Genomic DNA, 22,673 nt, shown 5'->3' on the forward strand with positions numbered 1-22,673 from the left:
CTCCGGCGGAAGGAAGACGGAATGACGGATGTGACGACCGCCCCTGCGCGGCGCGGCGAATCGCACGCGCGCGGCTGGCGCGGGCTCGGATGGGGCTTCGTCGTGAAGCTCGTGCTCATGGGGATCGTCAACGCGCTCGGCATCGCGGTCGCGCTGTCGGCGTGGCAGGCGGAGTCGTGGATCGTGCTCGGCGCGTCTCTCGTGCTGCTCGCGATCGCGGACGCGGTGTACTTCTCACGACGGGCTCTGCCGCTCAAGTACCTGCTTCCCGGGCTCGTGTTCCTCGCCGTCTTCCAGGTGTTCGTGCTCGGCTACACGGCCTACGTCGCGTTCACGAACTACGGCACCGGGCATGCGGGCTCGATGGAGCAGGCCGTCGACGCAGCGCTCATCCAGGACGAGCGGCGGGATCCCGATTCTCCGTCCTATCCCCTCGCGGTCGTCGAGCAGGACGGCGAGCTCGGCTTCGCGATCGTCGACGAGGACGGCGTCGTGCGGGCCGGGACCGCCGACCAGCCGCTGGAGGTCGTCGCGGGAGCACCCACCGGCGGATCAGGCGCCCCCGAGACCGTGCCGGGGTGGACCGTCGTGCCGCGCGCGGACATCCTCACCGACCCCGATCTGCAGGAGCGCGTCGCGAGCCTGCGCGTCCCCGTCTCGGACGAGGCGGAAGACGGCTCGCTCCGCACCCGCGAGGGCACGACCGGCGCGGTCTACACCTCGGGCCTCGAATGGGATGCCGCCGCGCGGACCTTCACCGACACCGAGACCGGGGTCGTCTACGCGGCGTCCGATGACGGCCGCTTCGTCGCCGAGGACGGGTCGGCTCTCCCGACCGGCTGGTACGTCAACGTCGGATTCGATAACTTCGTGCGCGCCGTGACGGATCAGAGCCTCGCCGGGCCGCTCCTCCAGGTCGCGGCGTGGACGTTCGCGTTCGCCATTCTGACCGTGCTCACGAGCTTCGGCCTCGGGCTCCTTTTCGCTCTCATCTACAACGACCCCCGTGTCCGCGGCCGAAAGGTCCTCCGGACGCTCATGATCCTCCCGTACGCGTTCCCCGCATTCATGTCCGCGCTCCTCTGGCGGGGCATGCTGAACTCCGAGTTCGGCGTCGTCAACGACCTGCTCTTCCTCGGCGCCGACATCGCCTGGCTGGGCGATCCCCTGCTCGCCAAGGCCGCCGTCCTCTGGGTGAACCTCTGGCTCAGCTACCCCTACTGGTTCCTCGTGTGCACGGGCGCGCTCCAGGCGCTCCCCAGTGACACGCTCGAGGCCGCCACGATCGACGGGGCCGGACGCTGGCGCCGATTCCGATCCATCATCCTGCCGCAGCTGCTCGTGTCGACGGCACCGCTCGCGATCTCGTCGTTCGCGTTCAACTTCAACAACTTCACGATCATCTACATGCTCACCGAAGGCGGCCCCGCGTTCCTCGGCAACTCGGGACTGGGCGAGACCGACATCCTCATCTCCGCGATCTACCGGATCTCCGGCGTTGCGGGCGGATCAGCCGACTACGGCCTCGCGAGCGCCCTCTCGATCGTCGTGTTCATCGTCATCGGCGTGATCTCGGCGCTCGCCTTCCGACAGACCCGCAAGCTCGAGGAGTTCCAGTGAGCACTGTCACCGAACGCATCACGTCCCCTACCCCGGGGCGTCGCACCGCACGTCGCTCCCGCTGGTGGGCCGAGGTGGGCTGGAAGTACCCGGTCGCGGCGGTCATCCTCGTCTACGCGATGTTCCCGCTGCTCTACATCGTCTCGGCGTCGGTGAACCCGCGGGGAAGCCTCGCCGGGTCGAGCGCATTGTTCTCGGCTGTGAGCGCTGACAACTACGCCGCGCTCGCCGAGACGCGCTTCTGGACCTGGATGCTCAACACCCTCTACGTCGGCGGCGTCGCCGCGATCGGCGCGGTGCTCATGGGCGCAGCCGCAGCGTACGCCTTCTCGCGCTTCCGCTTCGCGGGACGGCGCGCGGGCCTCACGAGCCTCCTCATCATCCAGATGTTCCCGCAGACCGTCGCGTTCGTCGCGGTGTTCCTCCTGCTGCTCGCGCTCGGCGAGGTCGTGCCGGCCCTCGGAATCAACTCGCGCCTCGCGCTCATCTGCGTCTATCTGGGCGGCGCGCTCGGCGCGAACACCTTCCTCATGTACGGGTTCTTCAACTCGATCCCGATCGAGCTCGACGAGTCGGCCAAGATCGACGGCGCCTCGCACGCGCAGATCTTCTGGCGCATCATCATGCCGCTCGTGACGCCCGTGCTCGCCGTCGTCGCGCTGCTGGCCTTCATCTCGGCGTTCGGCGACTTCATCCTCGCGAAGATCGTCCTGACCAGCGAGGACAACTGGACCCTCGCCGTGGGCATGTACCAGTGGGTCTCGAACCAGCTCACGTCGCGCTGGGGCATCTTCGCCGCGGGCTCCGTGCTCGCATCGATCCCGGTCCTCGTGCTGTTCCTGTCGCTCCAGCGCTACATCGTCGGCGGCCTCACCGCGGGCTCCGTGAAGGGCTGAGCGCGCGCAGCGAGTCGAAACCGATCCCCATCCATCCACCCGCACGAAGGAGTGCCCATGCCATCCCCCATCCGAGCGGCCATCGCGACGGCCGCGGCCGTCTCCCTCGCCCTCGTGGCGTCGCCCGCGCATGCCGATGACGCGAGCATCGACATCTCGCTGTCCGCCGTCGACGGCCTGTCGGCCGACTTCATGACCGGCGTCGACGTCTCCTCCGTCCTCTCGCTCGAGGAGTCCGGGGTCGTGTTCCGCGACGACACCGGCGCGCCGGCCGACCTGTTCCACGTGCTCGCCGACCACGGCGTCACCGACGTGCGGGTCCGGGTGTGGAACGACCCCTTCGACGCCGAGGGACGCGGATACGGCGGCGGGAACGTCGACGTCGCACGCGCGATCGAGATCGGCGAGCGCGCGACCGACGCGGGGCTCGGCGTGACGGTCGACTTCCACTACTCCGACTTCTGGGCCGATCCGGGCAAGCAGCAGGCGCCGAAGGCGTGGGAGGGACTGACGGCTGCCCAGACCGCGGATGCGGTGCACGACTTCACCGCCGACGCGCTCGCGCGCTTCGCGGATGCAGGCGTCGATGTGCGGATGGTGCAGGTCGGCAACGAGACGAACAACGGCGTCGCCGGCGTCACGGGCTGGGACGGGATGGCGGAGGTGTTCCGGGCCGGGTCGGCGGCAGTCCGCGAGACGCTCCCTGACGCGCTCGTGGCCGTGCACTTCACGAATCCCGAGACGCCCGGGCGCTACGCGGGCTACGCCGCGGAGCTCGCCGCCCGCGGCGTCGACTACGACGTGTTCGCATCGTCGTACTACCCGTACTGGCACGGCACGATCGCGAACCTCACCGATGTGCTCTCGCACGTCGCGGAGGTGCACGACAAGAAGGTCGCGGTCGTCGAGACCTCCTGGGCCTACACGCTCGAGGACGGCGACGGCCATGGCAACACGATCGACCTCGCAAGCGAGGCCACGGCGTATCCCGTCAGCCCTCAGGGCCAGGCGACGGCGTTCCGCGACGTCGTGCAGGCGGTCGCCGATGTCGGCGATGCGGGGATCGGCGTGTTCTCGTGGGAGCCAGCGTGGCTCCCCGTCGGCCCTCCGGAGCAGCTCGAAGCGAACCGCCTCCTCTGGGAGCGCGACGGCTCGGGGTGGGCGACGAGCTACGCGGGCGCGTACGACCCCGCGGACGCGGGTCGCTGGTTCGGCGGGTCGGCCGTCGACAACCAGGCGCTGTTCGCGTTCGACGGCACTCCCCTGCCGTCGCTGCGGATGTTCGAGTACGTCCGCACCGGAGCGCAGGGGCCGCGCGTCGTGACCGGCGTCGAGACGGTCGCGCTCGAGATCGAGGAGGGCGAGGACGCCGCGCTGCCGGAGACCGTCACCGTCTCGTACAGCGACGGCACGACAGAGGATCAGCCCGTGGTCTGGGATGCTGTCGAGATCGACGGGCCCGGTGTCTACACGGTGGCGGGGCGCACGTCGGCCGGCCACGAGACGTCCGCGACGATCGAGGTCCTCGCCCGCTCGCACCTCCCCGGCGGCGGCTTCGAGGGAGACGGGGCTGCGCTGTGGACGCTCGCCGGCGACGGCGGCTCGATCGGATGGCAGGCCGACGCCTCGGCAGGGACGAATGCGCTCCATGTGTGGCTCGACCGCGACTTCACGGGTTCGGCGACCCAGGTCGTGACGGGTCTCGAGCCTGGCCGCTACGTCGCGACGGCGACGTCGCAGGGCGGCGGCACGCTGCCCGGCGACACGGTGACCCTCCGCGTCACGGCGTCGCCGACGCACCTGCCGGCGACCGCGGCTGACCGGGCGGCGCAGGCGCAGACGCGCACCGCGGAGGCGCTGCTCGCGTTCGACGGATGGCGCGCGTACGCCACCTCAGAGACCGACGCCGTGCGCGTGCAGCGCGGGCAGGAGGTCACGGTCGAGATCGCGTGGGAGCTGTCGGCCGGCGCGTGGGGAACGGTCGACGAGGTGCGCCTCGTGAAGGTCGGCTGAACGACCTCAGCGCGCCGCGAGCGCGGCCTGATACAGCTCGCGCGATGAGCGCCCGGTCGCTGCGGCGACCTCGGCGGCCGCCTCCTTGAGGCGGCCGCCGTCGGCGACGAGCGCGAGGACCTGGGCGACCGCGTCCTCGAGGGGCGTCTCGCGCCGCTCCGACCCGGCCACGACGATCGCGAGCTCGCCGCGCACACCGGCCTCGGCCCATCCGACGAGCTCGTCGAGCGTGCCGCGCGCGACCTCCTCGTGCAGCTTGGTGAGCTCTCGCGCGACGACCGCCCTGCGGTCGCCGCCGAACGCGGCAGCCATGTCGGCGAGCGTCTGCGCGACGCGCGTGGGCGCCTCGAAGAACACCATCGTGCGCGCCTCGGCCGCGAGCGCCGCGAGGGCGCGACGGCGGTCACCGGGCTTGCGCGCGGGGAAGCCCTCGAAGGTGAAGCGATCGGTCGGGAGACCGGACACCGCGAGGGCCGTGAGCACGGCCGACGGGCCCGGAACGACCGTGACGTCGACTCCCGCAGCGGCCGCGGTCTGCACGAGTCCGTAACCCGGGTCGCTCACGGTCGGCATGCCCGCATCGGTCAGCACGACGAGATCCTCGTCGCGCGCGAGCTCCACGAGCTCGGCCGCCTTCTGCCGCTCGTTGTGGTCGTGCAGGGCGATGAGCCGCGGACGGTTCTCGATGCCCAGCCCGGCGAGAAGGCGCTGCGTCGTGCGCGTGTCCTCGGCGGCCACGACGGGCGCCTGCTCGAGCAGCTCGACGAGGCGGCGCGACGCGTCGCCGAGATTGCCGATGGGCGTCGCGGCGAGGATGATCACCCCGCCAGCCTAGGCGCCGAGATGATGTCGGCGCGGTCGCGGAACCCGTCCGCGTTCACGCGCTCCTCCGCGACCTGCTTGCGCACGGCGGCCGCCTTCTCGTACAGCGAGGGATCGCCGAAGCTCGTCAGCACCTTCACGAGCACGGGGAGGAGCTCGATCATGAGGAAGAGCGCGGCGATGAGGAGATGCGCCCACCAGATCGCCGGCTCCTTCTCCGCGAGCCGGTTCAGCCCGCTGATCTGGCTGAGGAGCCCGATCGCGCCGGCGTTCGTCTCGGCGACGGATGCCGCCCGCGCGTTGTACGCGGCGAGCGCCGCGTCGTACTCCTGCTGCGCCGCGGGCAGCTGGTCCTCCGCCGCCTGGCGGTTCGCGGCCTCGGATGCCGCGGCGTTCTCGCCCGCAGCCGTCTCGGCCGCCGCGAGGGCCTCGTTCGCCTCGCGCAGCTGGGCGGCGAGGTCGTCATAGGTCGCCTGAGCCGCCGCGAGCTGGTCCTGCGCGGCATCGGAGCTCGCGCCCTCCCCCTGCACGCCCGTGCAGCCGGCGACCTCGCCCGCTCCCGTGCCGTCGAGCTCGCACTGGTAGAGCGCGCGCGCCTCATCGATCACGGTCTGCTGCGCCGCGAGCTTCTCGGTGAGGTCGTCGACCGTCGCCTGCGCGGCGGCCTGCGTCGCAGAGGCCGAGTCGGTGCCCGCGACGATGCCCGTCGCGGCCTGGTTCTGCAGCTCGCCCAGGCGCGCGGTCGCGGCGTCGAGCGCCTGCTTCTCGGGCCCGGAGTCGAGGGCCGCCTGGTCCTCCTGCGACTGCACGATGTTCGTCGAGGCGACCTCCTGCGCGATGTCGTTGCGGAAGGCCTGCAGCACGACGGGCTCCGCGACGACGACGCCGATGAGGAGCGCCATGATGACACGCGGCAGCGCGAGCCCGACGAGGCGCGCGATGCTGCGGGTCGCGGTCATCGTCGACGTGAGGAACCGGTCGAGGTTGAAGATGATGCCCGCCCAGACGATCGCGAGCGGCACCGCGAGCCAGACCGAGACCTGCACGCCGGTCGTGAGGGCGAAGAGCATCGACAGGGCGGACACGAGCGCGGTGCCGAGCAGCACGAAGAACATCTGCACGAACCGGGGCGTCTCGGTCGGGACGGTGTCGAGCACGTGCCCGTCCGCGCCGCCGAGGATCGCGAGCATGCGCAGACGCGAGCCGGGCGTGCGCGGCGGACGCGCCGCGCGACGTCGCGGAGCGCGCGGCGTCGGCTCGGGCTCGGCAGACGCCTCAGCGGGGCGCTCGTCGACCTCGATCGGCTTGGTCGGGGCGGCGGCGGTCTCGGGGAAGAACTCCCGTTCGAGGTACAGGGCTTCCTCGTCGGGAGCGGCGCCGTTCGGGTCGTCGTCGGGGAGGATGATCCGCCCCTGCGAGTCGTAGCGTCCCGGGCGATGCGCGGAGTAGGACATCCCGTCAACATACGAAGCCCGCCTGGGTGAGCGTTGTCAGGACCCTTGGAGCGGACCCGGCCGGGGAGTCGCCCGCCCCCGGGCGCCTCGCGCCCGCGCACTACGCTGGAGCCGTGACGCACGCGCTGCCCGAGGCATCCCCCCGCGACAGAGCCCTCGCGGCCATCCGCCAGCACGCGCGCTGGCTGGTGCCCTCGGCCCTCACGCTGCTCGCGGGCCTCCTGCGCATCGTCGGACTCGGCCATCCCCACGAGCTCGTCTTCGACGAGACCTACTACGTCAAGGACGCCTGGACCCTGCTGCATCTCGGCTACGAGGGCACGTGGCCCGAGGGCGCGAACGAGAGCTTCCTCGCGGGCGACACCGACGTGTACTCGGCGGATGCCTCCTTCGTCGTGCACCCGCCCCTGGGCAAGTGGATCATCGCACTGGGGCTCGCGGTCTTCGGCGCCGACTCGGGATGGGGCTGGCGGATCTCGACCGCCGTCGTCGGCACCCTCCTCGTGCCGCTGCTCGCCCTCGTCGCGCGCCGCCTCACCGGCTCCATCGCGGTCGCGGGCGTCGCGGGGCTCCTGCTCGCCATCGACCCGCTCGCGGTCGCGATGAGCAGGGTCGCGCTGCTCGACGGCATCCTCGCTCTCTTCGTGCTCCTGGGCTTCTCCTTCCTGCTGCGCGATGTGCAGGAGACGCGCGATCGCGTCCTCCGCGATCAGACCGAGGCGTGGGGGCCCGTCGTCTGGGCGCGCCCCTGGCTCCTCGCCGCGGGCGCCGCGTTCGGCGCCGCGACCGCCGTCAAGTGGTCGGGCATGTACGTCATCGCGGGCGTCGGGATCGGGCTCGTCGTCCTCGACGCGCTCTGGCGTCGCCGCGCGGGCGTCCGGGAGTGGTACTTCTCCGCGATCCTCCGCCAGGGCCCCGTCACCTTCCTGCTGCTCGTGCCGGCCGCCGCCGTGGTGTACCTGCTCTCGTGGAGCGGGTGGCTCGTCACGACCGGCGGGTACGACCGCGCGAGCGACGCGAACCCGCTGGTCGCCCTGTGGAACTACCATCAGGCGGTCTACGGGTTCCACGTGGGGCTCAGCGCGAGCCATCCGTACGCGAGCCCCGCGTGGCAGTGGCCGCTCCTCCTCCGCCCGACCGCGATGTGGCTGACGCGCCCCGAGGTCGGCACGACGACCTGCGCATGGTCGACCGACTGCATCGGCGTGATCGGCAGCATCCCGAACCCCGTCGTGTGGTACGCGGGGATCGCGGCCGCCCTCTTCCTCGTCTGGCTGCTCATCCGCACCCGCGACGCCCGATTCGGCTTCCCGCTCGCGGGGATCGCCGTGACCTACCTGCCCTGGCTGCTCTACCCCGAGCGCACGGTGTTCCAGTTCTACACGGTCGTCATGCTGCCGTTCGTCGTGCTCGGACTCGCGGTCGCGCTGCAGCATCTGACCCGCTCGCGGCAGCCCGACCTGCTCCCGTTCCCGACGGATGCGGAGGTCGCCTTCGCGACGGAGGCCGCCGATCGCGAACGGCGCGCGTGGCGCATCGCGGCGGCCGTGTTCCTCGCGGTGGCCGTCGTCGTGGGCGCGTTCTACCTTCCGCTCGCGCTCGGGATCGTCGAGCCGTTCCCGCTCTGGCAGCTGCACAACTGGCTGCCCAGCTGGGTCTGATCCCGCATGCGCGAGACCCCCGGAGCGCACGCTCCGGGGGTCTCGTGCGTCACGCGCTCAGCCGTCGAGGCCGTTGCGGCGCGCGACCTCGCCGAGCCAGGCCAGGCTCGGCTTCGGCGTGCGCGCGAAGGTCTCGCGGTCGAACGCGATGAGGCCGAACGTCGGCCGGTACCCGCTCGCCCACTCGTAGTTGTCGAGCGCGCTCCAGTGCTGGTAGCCGCGCACGTCGATGCCGTCCGAGATCGCGCGGTGGAGGACTTCGAGCGCTCCCCGCGTGTAGGCGACGCGTCGCGTGTCGTCCGACGTCGCGATCCCGTTCTCGGTGACGAGGATGGGCGTCCCGCCGGACAGCTCCCATGCCGAGCGGACGCCGAGCTCGAGCGCGTCGGGGAAGAACTCCCAGCCGGTGAGCGTCGTCTCGACGCCCTCCGCGACGGGCAGCGGGCCCTCCGGCCCGATGAACGTCCGCGTGTAGGCCTGAACCCCGACGAAGTCGTCACCCGCGGACTGCTCGAGGTACCAGAAGTCGCGCGGATGGCCGTACTCCTGCAGCTTCTCGTCCGCGCCGGGCTCGCCCGTCGAGTGGAACGCCTGCGTCGCGATGGTCCAGCCGGCCTTGATGCCCGGCACGGACCGGAGGATCTCGGCGGATCGACGGTGGGCGGCGAGCAGGGTGTCGGCGACGCCGAGGTCGGGATGCGGGAGCCCGTACGCGACGAGGTTCGCGGCATCCTCCCCGCCGGCGAGCATCGCGGCGATGTTCGGCTCGTTGATCGTGCACACGTGCTCGACCCCCTCGAGGATCGGCAGCACGGTCTCGGTGTAGCGCGCGAACAGGTCGACCGCGTCGTCCGCACGCCAGAAGCCGTCGTCCTGGAACCAGCGCGGCACCGTGAAGTGCATGAGCGTCACGGTCGGGTCGAGCCCCGTCTCGCGCGCCGTGTCGATCATCCGCCGGTAGTGGTCGAGCGCGGCGCGCGAGACGAACCCGCGCTCGGGCTCGATCCGCGCCCACTCGATCGAGAACCGGTAGGAGTTCAGGCCCGCGTCCGCGAGGAGGCGCATGTCCTCCGGGTAGCGGTGATAGTGGTCGGCGGCGTCGCCCGAGGGCTCCACCATCGGGGAGCCGGGAGCGTGCTCCATGACCCACCAGTTGCTGCCGACGTTGTTCCCCTCCACCTGATGCGCCGCGGTCGCGGCGCCCCAGAGAAAGCCATCGGGGAATGAGAGCACGGATGCTCCTCTCGCTGTTTCGGTTTCGGATGCCGCCCGCGCGCTCAGCGCGCGCGAGCGGGGTTCGGCACGGCGTCCAGGAGGCCGATCGTGTACGGCTCCTGCGGATGCTGCAGCACGTGCGCGGTCTCTCCGCGCTCGACGACGCGCCCCTGGTCGAGCACGAGGATGTTCTCGGTGACGAGGCGGGCGCTCAGGAGGTCGTGCGTGATGTAGAGCATGCTGATGCCCCAGCGCTCGCGCAGGTCCTCGAGGAGCGCGAGCACGCCGGCGCGCAGCGACACGTCGAGCATCGACACCGGCTCGTCCGCGATGAGCACCTGCGGATCGCTCGCGAGCGCACGGGCGATGACGACGCGCTGTCGCTGCCCGCCCGAGAGCTGGTGCGGGAGCTTGGCCGCGAACTGCTCGACGGGCGTCAGCCCCACGGTCTCGAGGAGCTCGAGGACACGGGCGCGCGCCTCGACTCCGCGCAGCCCCGTGTAGTTCACGACGGGGCGCGTGAGCGTGTACTCCACCGTGTGGAGCGGGTTCAGGGCAGCGTAGGGGTCCTGGAACACCATCTGCACGTCCTTGCGCAGGTCGCGCAGCCCTCTCCGCCGCAGCGACGGCACGTCGACGTCGCCGAAGCGGACGACGCCCGACGTCGGCTTCTCGACGCCCGTGATGAGCTTCGCGAGGGTCGACTTGCCCGACCCCGAGGCGCCCACGAGGGCGAGCGACTCCCCCGGCTCGAGCCGGAACGACACGTCGTCGACCGCGGTCACGGGCGCCTGTCCGCGGCGCGGAGCGGGGTAGGTCTTCGACACGCTCTCGACCGCGATGGCCGCATCCGCGCGACGGGTTCCGCGCGACCCGACCGTGGGCACGGTCTCGGTGCCCTCGGCACGCGTGGCGCCCTGCGCCTTGCGCGTCGCGAGGTCGACGAAGCCCGGGATCGAGATGTGCGCAGCACGCGGATCCGCGTAGTGGCTCAGCAGCATGCGCGTGTACGGATCCTGCGGGCGCTCGAGGATGTCGCGGCTCGGCGCGTCCTCGACGATGCGGCCCTCGTGCATGACCAGGACGCGGTCGGTGGCCTCGAGCACGATGCCGAGGTCGTGGCTGATGAGGATCGCGGTGAAGTCCTCGGCGCGCTGGAGAGCCTGGATCGTGTCCATGACCGCGTGCTGCACGAGCACATCCAGCGCGGTCGTCGGCTCGTCGAACACCATGAGCTGCGGCTCGAGCGACAGGGCGATCGCGATCGACGCCCGCTGGCGCATGCCGCCCGAGAGCTCACCCGGGTAGCGGTCGAGCGCCTCGGGCCTCAGCCCCACCTTGGCCACGAGCTCGCGCGCTCGCGCCTCGCGCTCGGGGCCGGCGACGTGGCCGTGCGCGGCGAAGACGTCGAGGAAGTGGCTCCGGATCGTGCGGACGGGGTTGAGCGCGTTCATGCCCGACTGGAGCACCATGGCGAATCCGCCCTGCCGCTGCCGGCGCAGCTCCTCGGCGTCGAGCTCGCGGATGTCGCGACCGCCGAAGAGGATGCGCCCGCCGCTGATCCGCGCCGGCGGCTTCTGCAGCCGGGTGAGCGCGAAGCCGAGCGTCGACTTGCCCGACCCCGACTCCCCCACGAGGCCGACGAACTCCCCGCGCCGCAGCGTGAACGAGACGTCGTCGACGGCCGTGACGGGCGCCGCTCCCGGCGACGCGTACTCGACCGACAGTCCCTGGACATCCAGCAGGATCTCGCGCTCCATGCTCATCGCCCCTTTCCTTCCCGCAGACGCGGATTCGAGATGCCGTCGACGCCGAAGTTGATGAGCGTGAGGCTCAGGGCGAGGAGGGCGATGCAGAGGCCGGGCGCGAACAGGAGCAGCCACTGGCCGGTGAGGAGCGAGTTGGAGTTCTGGGCCCAGTAGAGCATCGTCCCCCAGCTCACGATGCTCGAGTCGCCGAGCCCCAGGAACTCGAGACCCGCCTCCGCGAGGATCGCCGCCGTCGCGGCGCCGAAGAGCGTTCCGGCGATGATCGAGGTCATGTTGGGGAGGATCTCGCGGAACACGATCCGCGCGGGACCGTCGCCCGAGAACTGCGCCGACGCGACGAAGTCCCGTCCGCGCAGGGACTGCGTCTGGCTGCGCAACACCCGCGCTCCCCACGCCCATCCGGTCACGACGATGACGGCGACGATCATGAGCATCCCGCCGTTCTGCAGGTACGCCGCGATGACGATCATGAGCGGGAGCCCCGGGATCACGAGGAAGAGGTTCACCACGAAGCCGACGGCCTCAGCCGCGAACCCCCGCAGGTAGCCCCAGCTCAGTCCGATGAGCACCGCCACGACCGTGGAGAGGATGCCGGCAGCGAACCCGACCACGAGGCTCACCTGCGCGCCGTAGAGCAGCTGGCTGAGCACATCCTCGCCGGCCGCCGTCGTGCCGAGCCAGTGCTCCCACGATGCGTCGGCATTGCGCGGGAAGCCGTTGTCCTTAGGGCCGTACGGCGCGAGCACCGGCGCGAAGACGGCGGCGAGCGCGAACACGGCGAGGATGCACAGCCCGAGGCGCGCCTTGCCGTTGCCCCACAGGGTCGCGACCATGCGGCCGGCGGAGCGCCATGGGCGCGGCCCGGCGATCGAGCGCGGAGGCATCTTGACGTTCATGGTGGAGGTCATCGGCGAGTCCTTGGGTCCAGCACGCCGTACAGGATGTCGACGAGGAAGTTGGCGATGAGCACGCTGACAGTGATCATCAGGAAGAGCGCCTGCATGAGCGGGTAGTCCTGCCCGATCACGGCGTTGAAGAGCAGGTACCCGATGCCGGGGTACCCGAAGACCTGCTCGACGAGGATCGACCCGCCGACGACGCCGCCGAGCGTGAGGCCGAAGCCGGTGAGATTCGGCAGGATCGCGTTGCGCGCCGCGTAGCGGATGGCGATCGTCCGACCGCGCAGGCCGTTCGCCTCGGCGAACGTGACGTAGTCCTCGCCGAGCGTGTTGATCATCGCGTTGCGCATGCCGATGATCCACCCGCCGAGCGAGGTCAGCAGGATCGTGAGCGCCGGCAGCGCGGCGTGCCGGACGAGGTCGGCGACGAACTCCCCCGTGAATCCCGGTGTCGTGGTCGCGGCGTACGCGCCGGTGGTCGGGAACCAGTGCAGCACGTACCCGAGGAAGAACAGGAGCAGGAGCGCGGTCCAGAAGTACGGGAACGTGCTGAGGAAGGAGCCCGTCAGCGTCGGCAGCGCATCGAGCCAGGTCCCGCGCTTCCACGCCGCGAGCACGCCGATCAGGGTGCCGATGACGAACGCGAGCACCGTGACGATGCCGACGAGCCCGATCGTGTAGGGCAGCGCCGTCGAGACCATGCTCGAGACCGTCTGCGGATAGAACGTGTACGAGACGCCGAAGTCGAGCGTGACGACCTGGCCGAGGTACGCGACGTACTGGTCCCACAGGGATCCGCTCGGCACGCCGAGCTGCGCCTCGATCGCCGCCCGCGTGGCCTCGGACACCGGGCCGTTCTGCGAGAGCTTGGCGAGAGCGGCATCGGCGGGAGAGCCCGGCATCAGGCGGGGCAGGAAGAAGTTCAGGGTGATCGCGGCCCACAGCGTGAGAGCGAACAGGCCGAGCTTCTGGAGCAGGTACTTCACTGGTCTCCCTCCACCCGGTCCAGGCGCGGGAAGATCGCGAGCGGGGCCGAGTCGTAGTTCTGGGGGATCATGTACGGATCCTCCGCCGAGGGCCAGCCGGTGAACTTCGCGTCGTTGAAGAGCCCCCAGCTGCCGCCGTAGTAGAGCCCGATGACCGGCAGCTCGTCGTAGACGATGCCCTGCAGCTCGTGGACGATCTCGGTCTGCCGCTGCGGGTCGACCGTCGAGCGGTACTCGGTGAGGAGCGCATCCGCCTCGTCGGAGCGGAACCGCTCGAAGTTGTTCGCGGTCGTCTCGCCGCTCGGCACGTAGAAGTCGCTCGAGAGCAGGCTGTTGAACGACTGGTACACCTCGCCGTTCCCCATGCCGCCGATCGCCATCTCGAAGTCGCCGTTCGCGATCGCGCTCTGGTAGCCGGCCGGCTGCGGCAGCTCGAGGGAGACCTTCACGCCGACCTCGGCGAGCTGGCGCTGCACGGCCTGCGCGGCGCGCGTCCAGTCGGAGTAGCCGTTCGCCGTCGTGAGCGAGAACGAGAGCTGCTCCCCCGCGTCGTCGACGAGGCGGTCACCCTCGAGCTCGTAGCCGGCCTCCTCGAATGCCGCGAGCGCCGCGTCCTGATCCTGCGCGAGGACGCCGCTGTCGGGAATCGTCGGATCGAGGTACTCCTCCTGGTTGGGGAGGATGAGGCCCGTCTGTCCGGCGGGCTCCATGTAGCCCTCCGACGCGGTCTCGGCGATCTCCTCGCGATCCAGCGCGAGCGCGATCCCGCGTCGCACGTCGACGTCGTCGAACGGCTCGCGCTCGAGATTCGGCACGAGCGAGATGATGCCGACGGGAGGGAACCACCAGCGGTTGTGCGCGCTGGCGGCGCCCCAGGTGCCCTCGACGTCCGAGATGAAGGAGTAGGCCCAGTCGTAGCCGCGCGTCACGGTGTCGAGCTGGGTGTTCGTCGCGGGCAGGATGATGTGCTCGATCTCGATCGAGTCGGCCTGCCAGTACGTCGGGTTCCGGTCCATCGAGTACTGCTGGTCGCTGTAGTTGCCGAGCACGAACGGCCCTGTGCCGACCGGGTGCTCGTTGCGCCAGGTGCCGGGATCGTCGACCTCGGCCCAGATGTGCTCGGGGACCATGAAGGTCTTCCCGATGATCGACAGGGCGGGTGCGTCCTCGCCCTGCAGGCGGAACGTCACCGTCTGCCCGTCGGCCTCGACGCTCGCGAGGTGCTGCCACGCGCCGTAGATGTCGTTCGCGGGCGTCTTCTTGAGCATGTCGAACGTGAACGCGACATCGGCTGCCGTGAAGGGCTCGCCGTCGCTCCACTCGACGCCGTCGCGGAGGGTCATGACGATCGTCTCTGCGTCGGGCTGCTCCCACTCCGACGCGAGCCACGGCGTCAGCGACCCGTCGAGCGGGTTGACGAGGACGAGCGGCTCGTAGATCCACCGCGACGCGGTGCGCGTGTTCGTGAGATAGGGGTTGAAGGTGCGCGTGAACAGCGGGTTCCCGTGGTCGGCGTTGATGAGCATCGTGTCGTCGCCGATCGAGGGATCGGGCTGCGACGTGATCTGGATGCTGCATCCGCTCACCGCGAGCGCGACGGCGGCGAGCCCGGCGGCCGCCGCCCGCCGCCAGCGGTGGAGTCTGTGCGTCTTCGGCACGGTGTGACCTCGATGTCGTGTGTGTCTGGAGCACGGCTCCTCGTGAGGAGGAGACGTTCGCGGAGGGTGTCCGCACGACGAGTGTAAGCGCATACATTGCCGCGCGCAACGGTCTGCGGGGTGCTCCGATCCGCACGACGGAGGCGGAGCGCGCGTCAGCTCGCGCGCAGCGAGCTCTCGCGCAGGAGGATCTCGACCGGCAGCCGGACCGACACCGGCTCGGCGTCCGGCGCCTCGAGACGGTGCGCGAGCACCTGGATAGCGGCGCGCCCGAGCTCGATCATGGGCTGCCGCACGGTCGTGAGCGGGGGCGAGACGAGAGCGGAGGCGTCGATGCCGTCGAAGCCCGTGACGATCACGTCCTCCGGGACGCGGATGCCCGCGCTCGCGAACGCGTCCAGGGCCCCGAGCGCCATCTGGTCGTTCGACGACATGAGGGCGGCGGGAAGGCCGTGCGCGACGAGCTCCTCCCCCACGCGGCGCCCCGATGCCCGCGTGAAGTCCCCCCGGCGCACGTCGATCTCGTCGATGCGGAGTCCGGCCGCCTCGATCGCGCGACGGAAGCCCTCCCAGCGCTGCGCGCCATCGGGCGAGTCCGCCGGGCCGGCGAGGTACGCGGGAGGGCGCCCGTCGGTCTGCGCGAGGACGTGGCGCGTCAGCTCGGCCATGGCCTCGGTGTTGCTCACGGTGACGTGGTCGTGTCGGTCGCCGCGGCGGGGCCCTGCGAGCACGACGATGGGCACGCGCCGCGAGAGCCAGTCCAGCGCGTCGTCGGGGATGCTGCTGGCGAGGACGACGAGCCCGTCGACGCGACCGGCCATGTCGCGCACGGTCGAAGCTGACGGGTCGCCCCGCCCCACGCCCACCATGAGCACGAAGCCGCGCCGCCAGGCCTCGAGCTCGGCGCCGCGCAGCACCTCGTCCTGGAACAGCATCGATGCGCGGGCGTCGTCGCGCGGACCCGCGCCGCGGACGACCGTGAACGGCTCCCTGACCTCGTTCGCGAGCACGTCGAGAGCCGAGACGTCGTCGATCGCGTCGAAGCCCGGGAAGTACATGCCGAGCACGCCCGTGCGCCGCTCGGCGAGCCCGCGCGCGCTTCCGCTGGGCACGTACCCGAGACGCGAGACGGCATCGAGGACGCGGTCGCGCGTCTCCGGGCGCACCGCCTCGGGGGTGCGCAGCACGCGGGACACGGTCGCGATCGAGACACCGGCGCTCTCCGCGACGTCGTAGACGGTGGGCGCCTTCGACACAGACCGCTCCTCCCGCATGCGCGCCGGACCACCCGGGCGCAGTTCAGGCTAGCCGCAACCCGGCGGACGCCCGGGGAGGAGGTGCGGCGGTGCGCAGACAGCACGCGGCCGCCGCCTCCGGGGAGACGGCGGCCGCGCGGTCGGCTCAGTTGAACTCGAGCGGGTGTGCGCCCACGCGACCCGACCCGTCGAGGGGGTCGATGCCGTCGATGCGGGCGACCTCGTCGGCGGTGAGCTCGAAGCCGAACACGTCGAGGTTCTCGGCCATCCGCTCCTTGCGCGTCGACTTGGGGAACACGATGAAGCCCTTCTGCAGGTGCCAGCGGATGACCGCCTGAGCGGGCGTCACGCCGTGCGCCGCCGCCGCCTCGGCGACCGCCGGGTTCTCGAACAGCGGGTACTTGCCCTGGCCGAGGGGGCCCCACGACTCGATCTTCGTGCCGTTCTGCTCGGCCCACGCGAGCACATCCCGCTGCTGGTAGGCGGGGTGCAGCTCGATCTGGTCGACGGCCGGCACGACGCCGGTGTCCTTCACGATCCGGTCGAGGTGCTCGGGCAGATGGTTCGAGACGCCGATCGAGCGCGCCAGGCCCGCGTCGCGGATCTCGATGAGCTTCGCCCACGCGTTCGAGTAGGTGTCCTTCTCGGGCGTCGGCCAGTGCGTGAGGTAGAGGTCGACGTACTCGAGGCCGAGCTTGTCGAGGCTCTCGCGGATGGCGTCGTGCGGCTGCTCGCCCGACTGACGGTCGTTCCAGAGCTTCGTCGTGATGAACAGCTCCTCGCGCGGGATGCCGCTCTTCGCGATGGCGGCGCCCACCCCCTCCTCGTTCCGGTAGATCGCCGCCGTGTCGATGTGGCGGTAGCCGAGCTCGAGGGCCTCGCTGACGGCCTGCTCCGCCTCCGCCGGCGGCACGAGGAAGACGCCGAAGCCGAGCTGGGGGATGTCGTGGCCGGAGTTCAGAGTCACTGCGGGAATGTTCATGTCTCCACCTTATTGAGCGCGAGAGCGGTCGGCGCCGGAAGATGCGGATTCACACCGCCGCCGCCTGGAGCGCGTCGACGCGCGCGAACAGCGCGTCGAAAACGCTGCCGCGGTCGAACTGGAGCGCGTGCGCCCTGGCCCGCTCCTCCCACTCCGCGCGCTCGAGCACGTCCATGCCGATCGCGCGGTCGATCGCGGCCGCGATCTCATCGGGCGCGTCGACGCCGATGATGATCGCGGTGTCGCCGACGGCCTCGCCGACGCCGCCCGTGAGCGTGGTGATGGCCGGGCCACCGCCCGAGAGCGCCTTCTCGGCGAGCGCGATGCCGAAGGTCTCGATGAACTCCGGCCGCGGCTTCGTCGGGAGCACGTACGCGGCCGCGCCGGCGAAGAGATACGGCTTCTCGGCGTCGTCGACGTCGGTGAGGAACGTGATGCGGTCGGCGACCGGAGACGCCGCGGCGAGCGCGCGCAGCTCCTGCTCCTCTGGCCCGCGACCCGCGATGACGAGCCGGCGCGTCGCGGGGGCGCTCGATCGCGCGAAGCCCTCGATGAGATCGTCGACGCCCTTCGCGCGAGCCAGCCGCGAGAGGTAGAAGACGTAGCCGTCGCGCTCGAGGCCCCGCTGGGCGAGCCGCCGATCGACCTCGGCGCCGTCGAGATCGAGGAACAGCGAGGCGTCGATCGCGGGGTACGAGATCGCGATCCGCTCCTCGCAGCGCGCGGCGTACCGCGTGCCGTGGCGCGCGTCGAGCACGCGCGCCTCCCCGACGATGAGGTCCTTCGTGTACTGCGACACCGCGACGCACACGTCGCTCGCGAGATACGACTCGAGCACGTGCGCCGCCGCGCCGAAGCGGCCCTCGTTCACGCACTGGCGCACGACGTTCGTCACGTCGGATCCGACGGCCTCGGCCACCGTCACGACGTCGACGGGAAGCCCCGTGCGGCGCGCGACCGAGACGGCGTCGCTCACGGCCGTCGTGTGCGGGCTCAGGTAGAGCGACATCGCGACGGTCGGCACGCCGTCGGTGAACAGCTCGACGAGGCGCCCGACGAGACCTCCGATGTACCGCCCGTCGACGACCTTGTAGTCGCCGACCGGCTCGGGGCGCTCGACGAGGATCCCGGGGCTGTACGGGAGCACCGACTCGAGCGGCTTGAGCGGCAGCCCGGCCGACTCGAGGCGCTCGATGGGCCAGGTCACGATGCGCACCTCGTCGAAGCCGCGGGCGATGGCGGCCTCGGCGAGGTTCCGGGCCTCCCCCGAATGGCCGCAGATCACCGGATCGGCGCGGACGACGATGACGAGTCGACGGGTCATGCTGGCTCCTGTCCGAGGGGGCGGATGGTCGTGGATCGCGGGCGATCTGCGCGCGAGTTCGGGCGATGATACGACACGCATGTGTCGGCTGCGTGCGCGGTCTGTGTCGCGCGGTCGATCGACCCCGCCGCCCGGCTCAGCGCAGCGACCGCGAGCTCGGCGAGGCCTCGTGCGGATGCGACGGCGGCCGGCTCTCCCGGCCCCAGTCGCCCGGTTCGTCGCCCAGGTCGACCTCGAGCACTCCGCCCGCGCGCAGCTGGGCGCCGGAGAGCCACGGCGCGTGATGCGGACGGCCGTCGAGGCGCATCCCCTGCACGTACTGGGGAGCCGTGTCCCGCCCCACCCGCCGGAATCCCGTCGTCTGCACGACGAGCTCGCTCTCGCCGCCGAGGTCGATGCGCGCCTCGGGCCAGGCCGGGGCGTTGAGGAGCACGAGGTCCTGACCGGCGACCGGGAACATCCCGAGCGAGGCCCACACGACCCACGACGAGAGCCCGCCCGAGTCGTCGTTCCCCGGGAGGCCGCCGGGGCCCGTGCCGAACATCTGGTGCAGCGCCGCGTGCACGATCTCGGCGGTGCGGTCGGGGCGGCCAGCGTAGGTGTAGGCCCACGGCGCGTCCATGTCGGGCTCGTTGTTGAGCCCCTCGAAGCGGCCGAGCGCGTACCCGCCCTCCATCTCGACGTCGCCGGGGCCCACGCCGGGCTGGCGGACGGGAGCAGCGCCGAACCCGAAGAAGCGGTCGAGCATGCCCACGAACGCCTCGTCTCCGCCGGCGAGCGCGATGCGCCCCGCCATGTCGTGCCCGACCCGGAACGAGTAGTTGTACTTCGTGCCCTCGTAGAACGTGGAGTCGCGCAGCAGCCCGGTGTCGAGATCGAACGCATTGCGCCAGCGTCCAGCGAGCGCGAGGCACTCCTCGCGCACGCGACGGTCGCCGACGGCGGCGGCCACCTGGGCCGTGCACCAGTAGCCGAAGGCGATGTCGAGCGTGTGCGTGATCGGCTCGGCGCGACCGTGGGTGAGGAAGTCCTCGCCGTACGTGCGGCGCAGGTCGGAGAGCATGTGCACGAGCGCCCAGTCCCAGTCGATGCCCTCGAAGCCGGCGAGACAGAGGTCGGAGAGGAACGTGTGCGCGAGCGCGCTCGCCTGGCGCGCGAAGCGGTCCGAGCCCTTGGCCATCCGGTACCCGATCGGGAAGTTGCCCTCCTCCTCGCAGATCGTCACGAGGGCGTTCCCGAGCTCGACCGCCCGATCGGGGCGCAGCAGGGTGAGCAGCGGCAGCTGCGTGCGGTAGATGTCCCACATCGTGCAGAGGTCGTAGACGAACGGGCCCTCCGACGGCCAGAACGGGCTCTCGCCCATCGCGAGCGACGGCTTGATGAGCGAGTGGTACAGCGCGGTGCCGAAGACCGTGCGGCGCTCGCGCGTCTCGGCCTTCCGCGCCTCGCGGTCGGGCTCGCGCGGGTGCTCGGGCGGATCGGAGAGGCGGATGGCCCCGAGGTGCTCGGTCCATGCGAGCTGCGTCGCGGTGCGACGGTGGGCGAAGCCGCTGCCCTCCGGGCAGTCGGCGCGCAGGTTCCGCGCCGCGCGCTCCACGCCGCGCAGCGAGAACCCGATCCTCATCTCGATCGTCTGCCCCGCCGCGGCCGGCCCCGCCCACATGAGCCCGAAGGGGCGGAGCGTGGTCGGGCGGATGGCGTCGAAGTCGAGCCGCTTGCCGCCCGGCATGAGCCGGCGGTCGTACCAGAGCAGCTGGCGCCATCCCGGTGCGTCGGCCTCCATGTGCATCGCGAGGGGCGCGCCCTCGACGACGATCTCGCCCTCGGCGTGCCCGGGGGCCGTGGACTCGAGGTGCGCGCGCAGCGGCACGGTCGCGCCGTACGGGATGTCGAGGCCGCCGAGGGACAGGTCGACGACGAGCCGCGCGTCGCGGTGCTTCGGGAACGTGTAGCGGTGCACGGCGCTGCGCGGCCCGACCGTCACCTCGCAGCGGATGCCGCTCGAGAGCGTGCAGGCGTAGAAGCCGGGCGCGGCGACCTCGTCGGACACGTCCCACTGCTCGCCGAGCGCGTCGAGCGAGCCGAGCATGGGCGTCACGCGGACGTAGTTGTAGTACTTGCGGATGGCGCCGGTGCCGCTCTGCTGGAAGTGCGTGATGCCGCTCGCCACGGGCCGGTCCCGCAGGCGCGGGGGCACGCCCTCGGTCGCGAGGTCGTACTCGCCGTAGCCCGTGGGGTACGCGCCCGAGTACGCGCACGCCGAGACCATCCCGAGCGGGAAGGTGGCGCCCGGATGCGTGTTGCCGATCTGCGGCTTGGGCCACCACCACGACGCCGCGATGCCGCGGGGCTCGGGGAGATCGGCCGGCTGGGTCCCGATGAACGGATCGACGTCTGCGAGCTTCACGCGCCCGACGCTACCCCCGCCCCGCGTCGGGCGTGTGACGAACCGTCGCGCGGGAGATGTCAGCGCAGGAAACTACGCTGGCGGGATGAGAATCACCGCCGCCGCAGACGGCTCCGCCCTCGGGAACCCCGGTCCGATGGGGTGGGCCTGGTACATCGACGACGAGCGCTGGGCGGCGGGCGGCTCGCCTCACGGCACGAACAACCAGGGCGAGCTGCAGGCCGTGCTCGAGCTCCTGCGCGCCACGGCCGACGCCGGCGTCGCCCTGCTCATCGAATGCGACAGCCGGTACGTGATCGACTCCGTGACGAAGTGGATGCCCGGGTGGAAGCGGAAGGGATGGCGCAAGGCCGACGGCAAGCCCGTCCTGAACCGCGAGCTGCTGCAGGGGATCGACGAGGCCATGCAGGGCCGCGACATCGTGTTCTCGTGGGTGAAGGGCCACGCCGGCCATCCGCTCAACGAGGCGGCCGACGAGCGCGCGAACGCGGCCGCCCAGGCGTTCCAGCGCCGCGCGGAGCCGAACCGGGGCCCGGGCTTCGCCGCCGACCCGGTCGAAGGCGTGTCGGGCGGTGCCGTCGTCGCTCCCGAGCCGCCTGCCGCGTCCGGGCCGTCTGCCTCCGCGGCTCCGGCGCCGACCGCGGTGGATGAGGCGCTGTGGGGTGCCGACGACGAGCTCGCCCTCTTCCCGGCCCCCGAGGAGGAGATGGTCGAGCTGCGCCTTCTCCTCGCACCGGACGAGCTCGCGCGTCTGCGCGCGCGGGCCGCCTCGTGGGGCATCAGCCCCGAGGACGCGCTGCGTCGTCTGATCTGACCGGAGGCTGCGGGCGGTACACGAAGGTCACGAGGACGACCGAGATCATCATGAGCAGCAGCCACGCGACGAGCTTCGAGATCGAGACCGGCTGCCATCCGTCGGCCTGATCCGGGTAGATCCACGCGCCCGCCGCCGTCCCGACGTTCTCGGCGATCCAGATGAAGAAGGCGACGCCGACGAACGCCGCGAGCACGGGCATCCGCCGCCAGGGCCGCGTGCGGTGGTTGCGGAAGTGCATCGTGCAGCGCGCATAGAGCGCGACGACGAGGGCCAGCAGCACCCAGCGCGCGTCGGGCAGGAAGTGGTGCGCGAAGAAGTTCGCGTAGATGCCGGCCGCGACGAGGGCCGTGGCCCAGATCGGCGGGTAGCGCTCGAAGCGCAGCTCGAAGAGGCGGAAGACGCGCACGAGGTACGAGCCGACGGCCGCGTACATGAATCCCGTGTAGAGCGGCACGCCCGCGATGCGGAGCACGCCGCCGTCCTCGTACGACCACGACCCGACGTCGGTCTTGAAGATCTCCATGGCGGTGCCGACGACGTGGAACAGCAGGATGACCCACACCTCGCGGCCGCTCTCGAGCCGGGCGAGCAGCATGATCGCCTGGATCGCCACGGCCGCGATGACGAGCGCGTCGGTGCGCGCGAGCGCGGCGTCGTCGGGGTACCACAGGCGCGCCGCGACGAGCGCCGTGAGCATCGCCGCCCCGAAGATGCACGCCCACGCCTGCTTGAGCACGAACACCGTGAACTCGACGAGGCCGCGGCGCAGGGCTCCCCCGGGCTCGAGCCGCTCCAGCCGACGGTGCGCCCAGGCATCGATCCGCTGCTCGACCGAGGTGAACGCCCGTGACATGCGGTCGATCCTAGGGTCGGCGCGTGCACGCGCTCCCAGCG

At 71.3% G+C, this 22,673-nt stretch carries 17 protein-coding genes; 5 read left to right on the forward strand and 12 right to left on the reverse strand.

Annotated elements, in window-relative coordinates; all coding sequences use genetic code 11:
* Positions 1-21 precede the first annotated feature (21 nt).
* From M1D56_RS10615 to M1D56_RS10625, 3 genes are read left to right on the forward strand one after another with little or no spacing between them, the layout of a single operon-like run.
* On the forward strand, positions 22-1,620 hold the full coding sequence (locus tag M1D56_RS10615) for an ABC transporter permease subunit (RefSeq protein ID WP_456283552.1): 1,599 nt from the start codon (positions 22-24) through the stop codon (positions 1,618-1,620).
* 17 nt (positions 1,621-1,637) lie between these two features.
* Entirely contained in the window at positions 1,638-2,516 is an 879-nt protein-coding gene (locus M1D56_RS10620; protein ID WP_456285233.1) for a sugar ABC transporter permease, read from the forward strand.
* Between the two features lie 57 nt (positions 2,517-2,573).
* A complete protein-coding gene (locus M1D56_RS10625) occupies positions 2,574-4,529 on the forward strand; it encodes a glycosyl hydrolase 53 family protein (RefSeq protein WP_456283553.1) in 1,956 nt (651 codons plus the stop codon).
* A gap of 6 nt (positions 4,530-4,535) precedes the next feature.
* On the opposite strand, the gene rsmI is transcribed toward M1D56_RS10625, so the two are convergent.
* Both rsmI and M1D56_RS10635 read right to left on the reverse strand, forming a co-directional pair.
* The gene (rsmI, locus tag M1D56_RS10630; RefSeq protein WP_456283554.1) at positions 4,536-5,351 is read right to left on the reverse strand and encodes a 16S rRNA (cytidine(1402)-2'-O)-methyltransferase; all 816 of its coding nucleotides are present in this window, start codon (positions 5,349-5,351) and stop codon (positions 4,536-4,538) included.
* Positions 5,348-6,805: a DUF4407 domain-containing protein gene (locus tag M1D56_RS10635; protein ID WP_456283555.1), complete on the reverse strand. Its 1,458-nt coding sequence runs from the start codon at positions 6,803-6,805 to the stop codon at positions 5,348-5,350. The genes rsmI and M1D56_RS10635 overlap by 4 nt, the downstream gene beginning before the upstream one ends.
* Before the next feature lie 113 nt (positions 6,806-6,918).
* Here M1D56_RS10635 and M1D56_RS10640 point away from each other — a divergent pair, with 113 nt between their 5' ends.
* The gene (locus M1D56_RS10640) at positions 6,919-8,466 is read left to right on the forward strand and encodes a dolichyl-phosphate-mannose--protein mannosyltransferase (protein ID WP_456283556.1); all 1,548 of its coding nucleotides are present in this window, start codon (positions 6,919-6,921) and stop codon (positions 8,464-8,466) included.
* 57 nt (positions 8,467-8,523) lie between these two features.
* Here M1D56_RS10640 and M1D56_RS10645 read toward each other — a convergent pair whose 3' ends face one another.
* From M1D56_RS10645 to M1D56_RS10685, 9 genes are all read right to left on the reverse strand, one after another.
* The gene (locus M1D56_RS10645; protein WP_456283557.1) at positions 8,524-9,699 is read right to left on the reverse strand and encodes a glycoside hydrolase family 1 protein; all 1,176 of its coding nucleotides are present in this window, start codon (positions 9,697-9,699) and stop codon (positions 8,524-8,526) included.
* A gap of 44 nt (positions 9,700-9,743) precedes the next feature.
* Positions 9,744-11,447, reverse strand: coding sequence for an ABC transporter ATP-binding protein (locus tag M1D56_RS10650; RefSeq protein ID WP_456283558.1), 1,704 nt, complete (start codon positions 11,445-11,447; stop codon positions 9,744-9,746).
* Positions 11,444-12,358, reverse strand: coding sequence for an ABC transporter permease (locus M1D56_RS10655; protein ID WP_282978545.1), 915 nt, complete (start codon positions 12,356-12,358; stop codon positions 11,444-11,446). Before M1D56_RS10655 ends, M1D56_RS10650 begins: the two co-directional genes overlap by 4 nt.
* On the reverse strand, positions 12,355-13,335 hold the full coding sequence (locus tag M1D56_RS10660) for an ABC transporter permease (protein WP_282978547.1): 981 nt from the start codon (positions 13,333-13,335) through the stop codon (positions 12,355-12,357). Before M1D56_RS10660 ends, M1D56_RS10655 begins: the two co-directional genes overlap by 4 nt.
* Positions 13,332-14,993, reverse strand: coding sequence for an ABC transporter substrate-binding protein (locus M1D56_RS10665; RefSeq protein WP_456283559.1), 1,662 nt, complete (start codon positions 14,991-14,993; stop codon positions 13,332-13,334). The genes M1D56_RS10660 and M1D56_RS10665 overlap by 4 nt, the downstream gene beginning before the upstream one ends.
* A 155-nt stretch (positions 14,994-15,148) precedes the next feature.
* Positions 15,149-16,249, reverse strand: a complete 1,101-nt coding sequence (locus M1D56_RS10670) for a LacI family DNA-binding transcriptional regulator (RefSeq protein ID WP_324014358.1) — start codon at positions 16,247-16,249, stop codon at positions 15,149-15,151.
* Between the two features lie 145 nt (positions 16,250-16,394).
* Positions 16,395-17,231: an aldo/keto reductase gene (locus M1D56_RS10675; protein WP_282978551.1), complete on the reverse strand. Its 837-nt coding sequence runs from the start codon at positions 17,229-17,231 to the stop codon at positions 16,395-16,397.
* A 49-nt stretch (positions 17,232-17,280) separates the two neighbouring features.
* Positions 17,281-18,555, reverse strand: a complete 1,275-nt coding sequence (locus tag M1D56_RS10680) for a glycosyltransferase (protein WP_456283560.1) — start codon at positions 18,553-18,555, stop codon at positions 17,281-17,283.
* 136 nt (positions 18,556-18,691) lie between these two features.
* Entirely contained in the window at positions 18,692-20,962 is a 2,271-nt protein-coding gene (locus tag M1D56_RS10685; RefSeq protein WP_456283561.1) for a glycoside hydrolase domain-containing protein, read from the reverse strand.
* An 85-nt stretch (positions 20,963-21,047) separates the two neighbouring features.
* On the opposite strand from M1D56_RS10685, the gene M1D56_RS10690 reads away from it, so the two are divergent.
* Positions 21,048-21,776: a ribonuclease H family protein gene (locus M1D56_RS10690; RefSeq protein WP_456283562.1), complete on the forward strand. Its 729-nt coding sequence runs from the start codon at positions 21,048-21,050 to the stop codon at positions 21,774-21,776.
* On the opposite strand, the gene M1D56_RS10695 is transcribed toward M1D56_RS10690, so the two are convergent.
* The gene (locus tag M1D56_RS10695; protein ID WP_456283563.1) at positions 21,742-22,632 is read right to left on the reverse strand and encodes a DUF817 domain-containing protein; all 891 of its coding nucleotides are present in this window, start codon (positions 22,630-22,632) and stop codon (positions 21,742-21,744) included. The genes M1D56_RS10690 and M1D56_RS10695 overlap by 35 nt on opposite strands.
* Between the last annotated feature and the right edge of the window lie 41 nt (positions 22,633-22,673).

Source organism: Microbacterium sp. JZ101 (assembly GCF_053903175.1).

Excerpts from the sequence above, each read along its gene's own strand:
- M1D56_RS10615 (WP_456283552.1), top strand. The coding sequence starts at position 22 with ATGACGGATGTGACGACCGCCCCTGCGCGGCGCGGCGAATCGCACGCG.
- M1D56_RS10625 (WP_456283553.1), top strand. The coding sequence starts at position 2,574 with ATGCCATCCCCCATCCGAGCGGCCATCGCGACGGCCGCGGCCGTCTCC.
- M1D56_RS10635 (WP_456283555.1), bottom strand. The coding sequence starts at position 6,805 with ATGTCCTACTCCGCGCATCGCCCGGGACGCTACGACTCGCAGGGGCGG.
- M1D56_RS10650 (WP_456283558.1), bottom strand. The coding sequence starts at position 11,447 with ATGAGCATGGAGCGCGAGATCCTGCTGGATGTCCAGGGACTGTCGGTC.
- M1D56_RS10655 (WP_282978545.1), bottom strand. The coding sequence starts at position 12,358 with ATGACCTCCACCATGAACGTCAAGATGCCTCCGCGCTCGATCGCCGGG.
- M1D56_RS10675 (WP_282978551.1), bottom strand. The coding sequence starts at position 17,231 with ATGAACATTCCCGCAGTGACTCTGAACTCCGGCCACGACATCCCCCAG.
- M1D56_RS10680 (WP_456283560.1), bottom strand. The coding sequence starts at position 18,555 with ATGACCCGTCGACTCGTCATCGTCGTCCGCGCCGATCCGGTGATCTGC.
- M1D56_RS10690 (WP_456283562.1), top strand. The coding sequence starts at position 21,048 with ATGAGAATCACCGCCGCCGCAGACGGCTCCGCCCTCGGGAACCCCGGT.
- M1D56_RS10695 (WP_456283563.1), bottom strand. The coding sequence starts at position 22,632 with ATGTCACGGGCGTTCACCTCGGTCGAGCAGCGGATCGATGCCTGGGCG.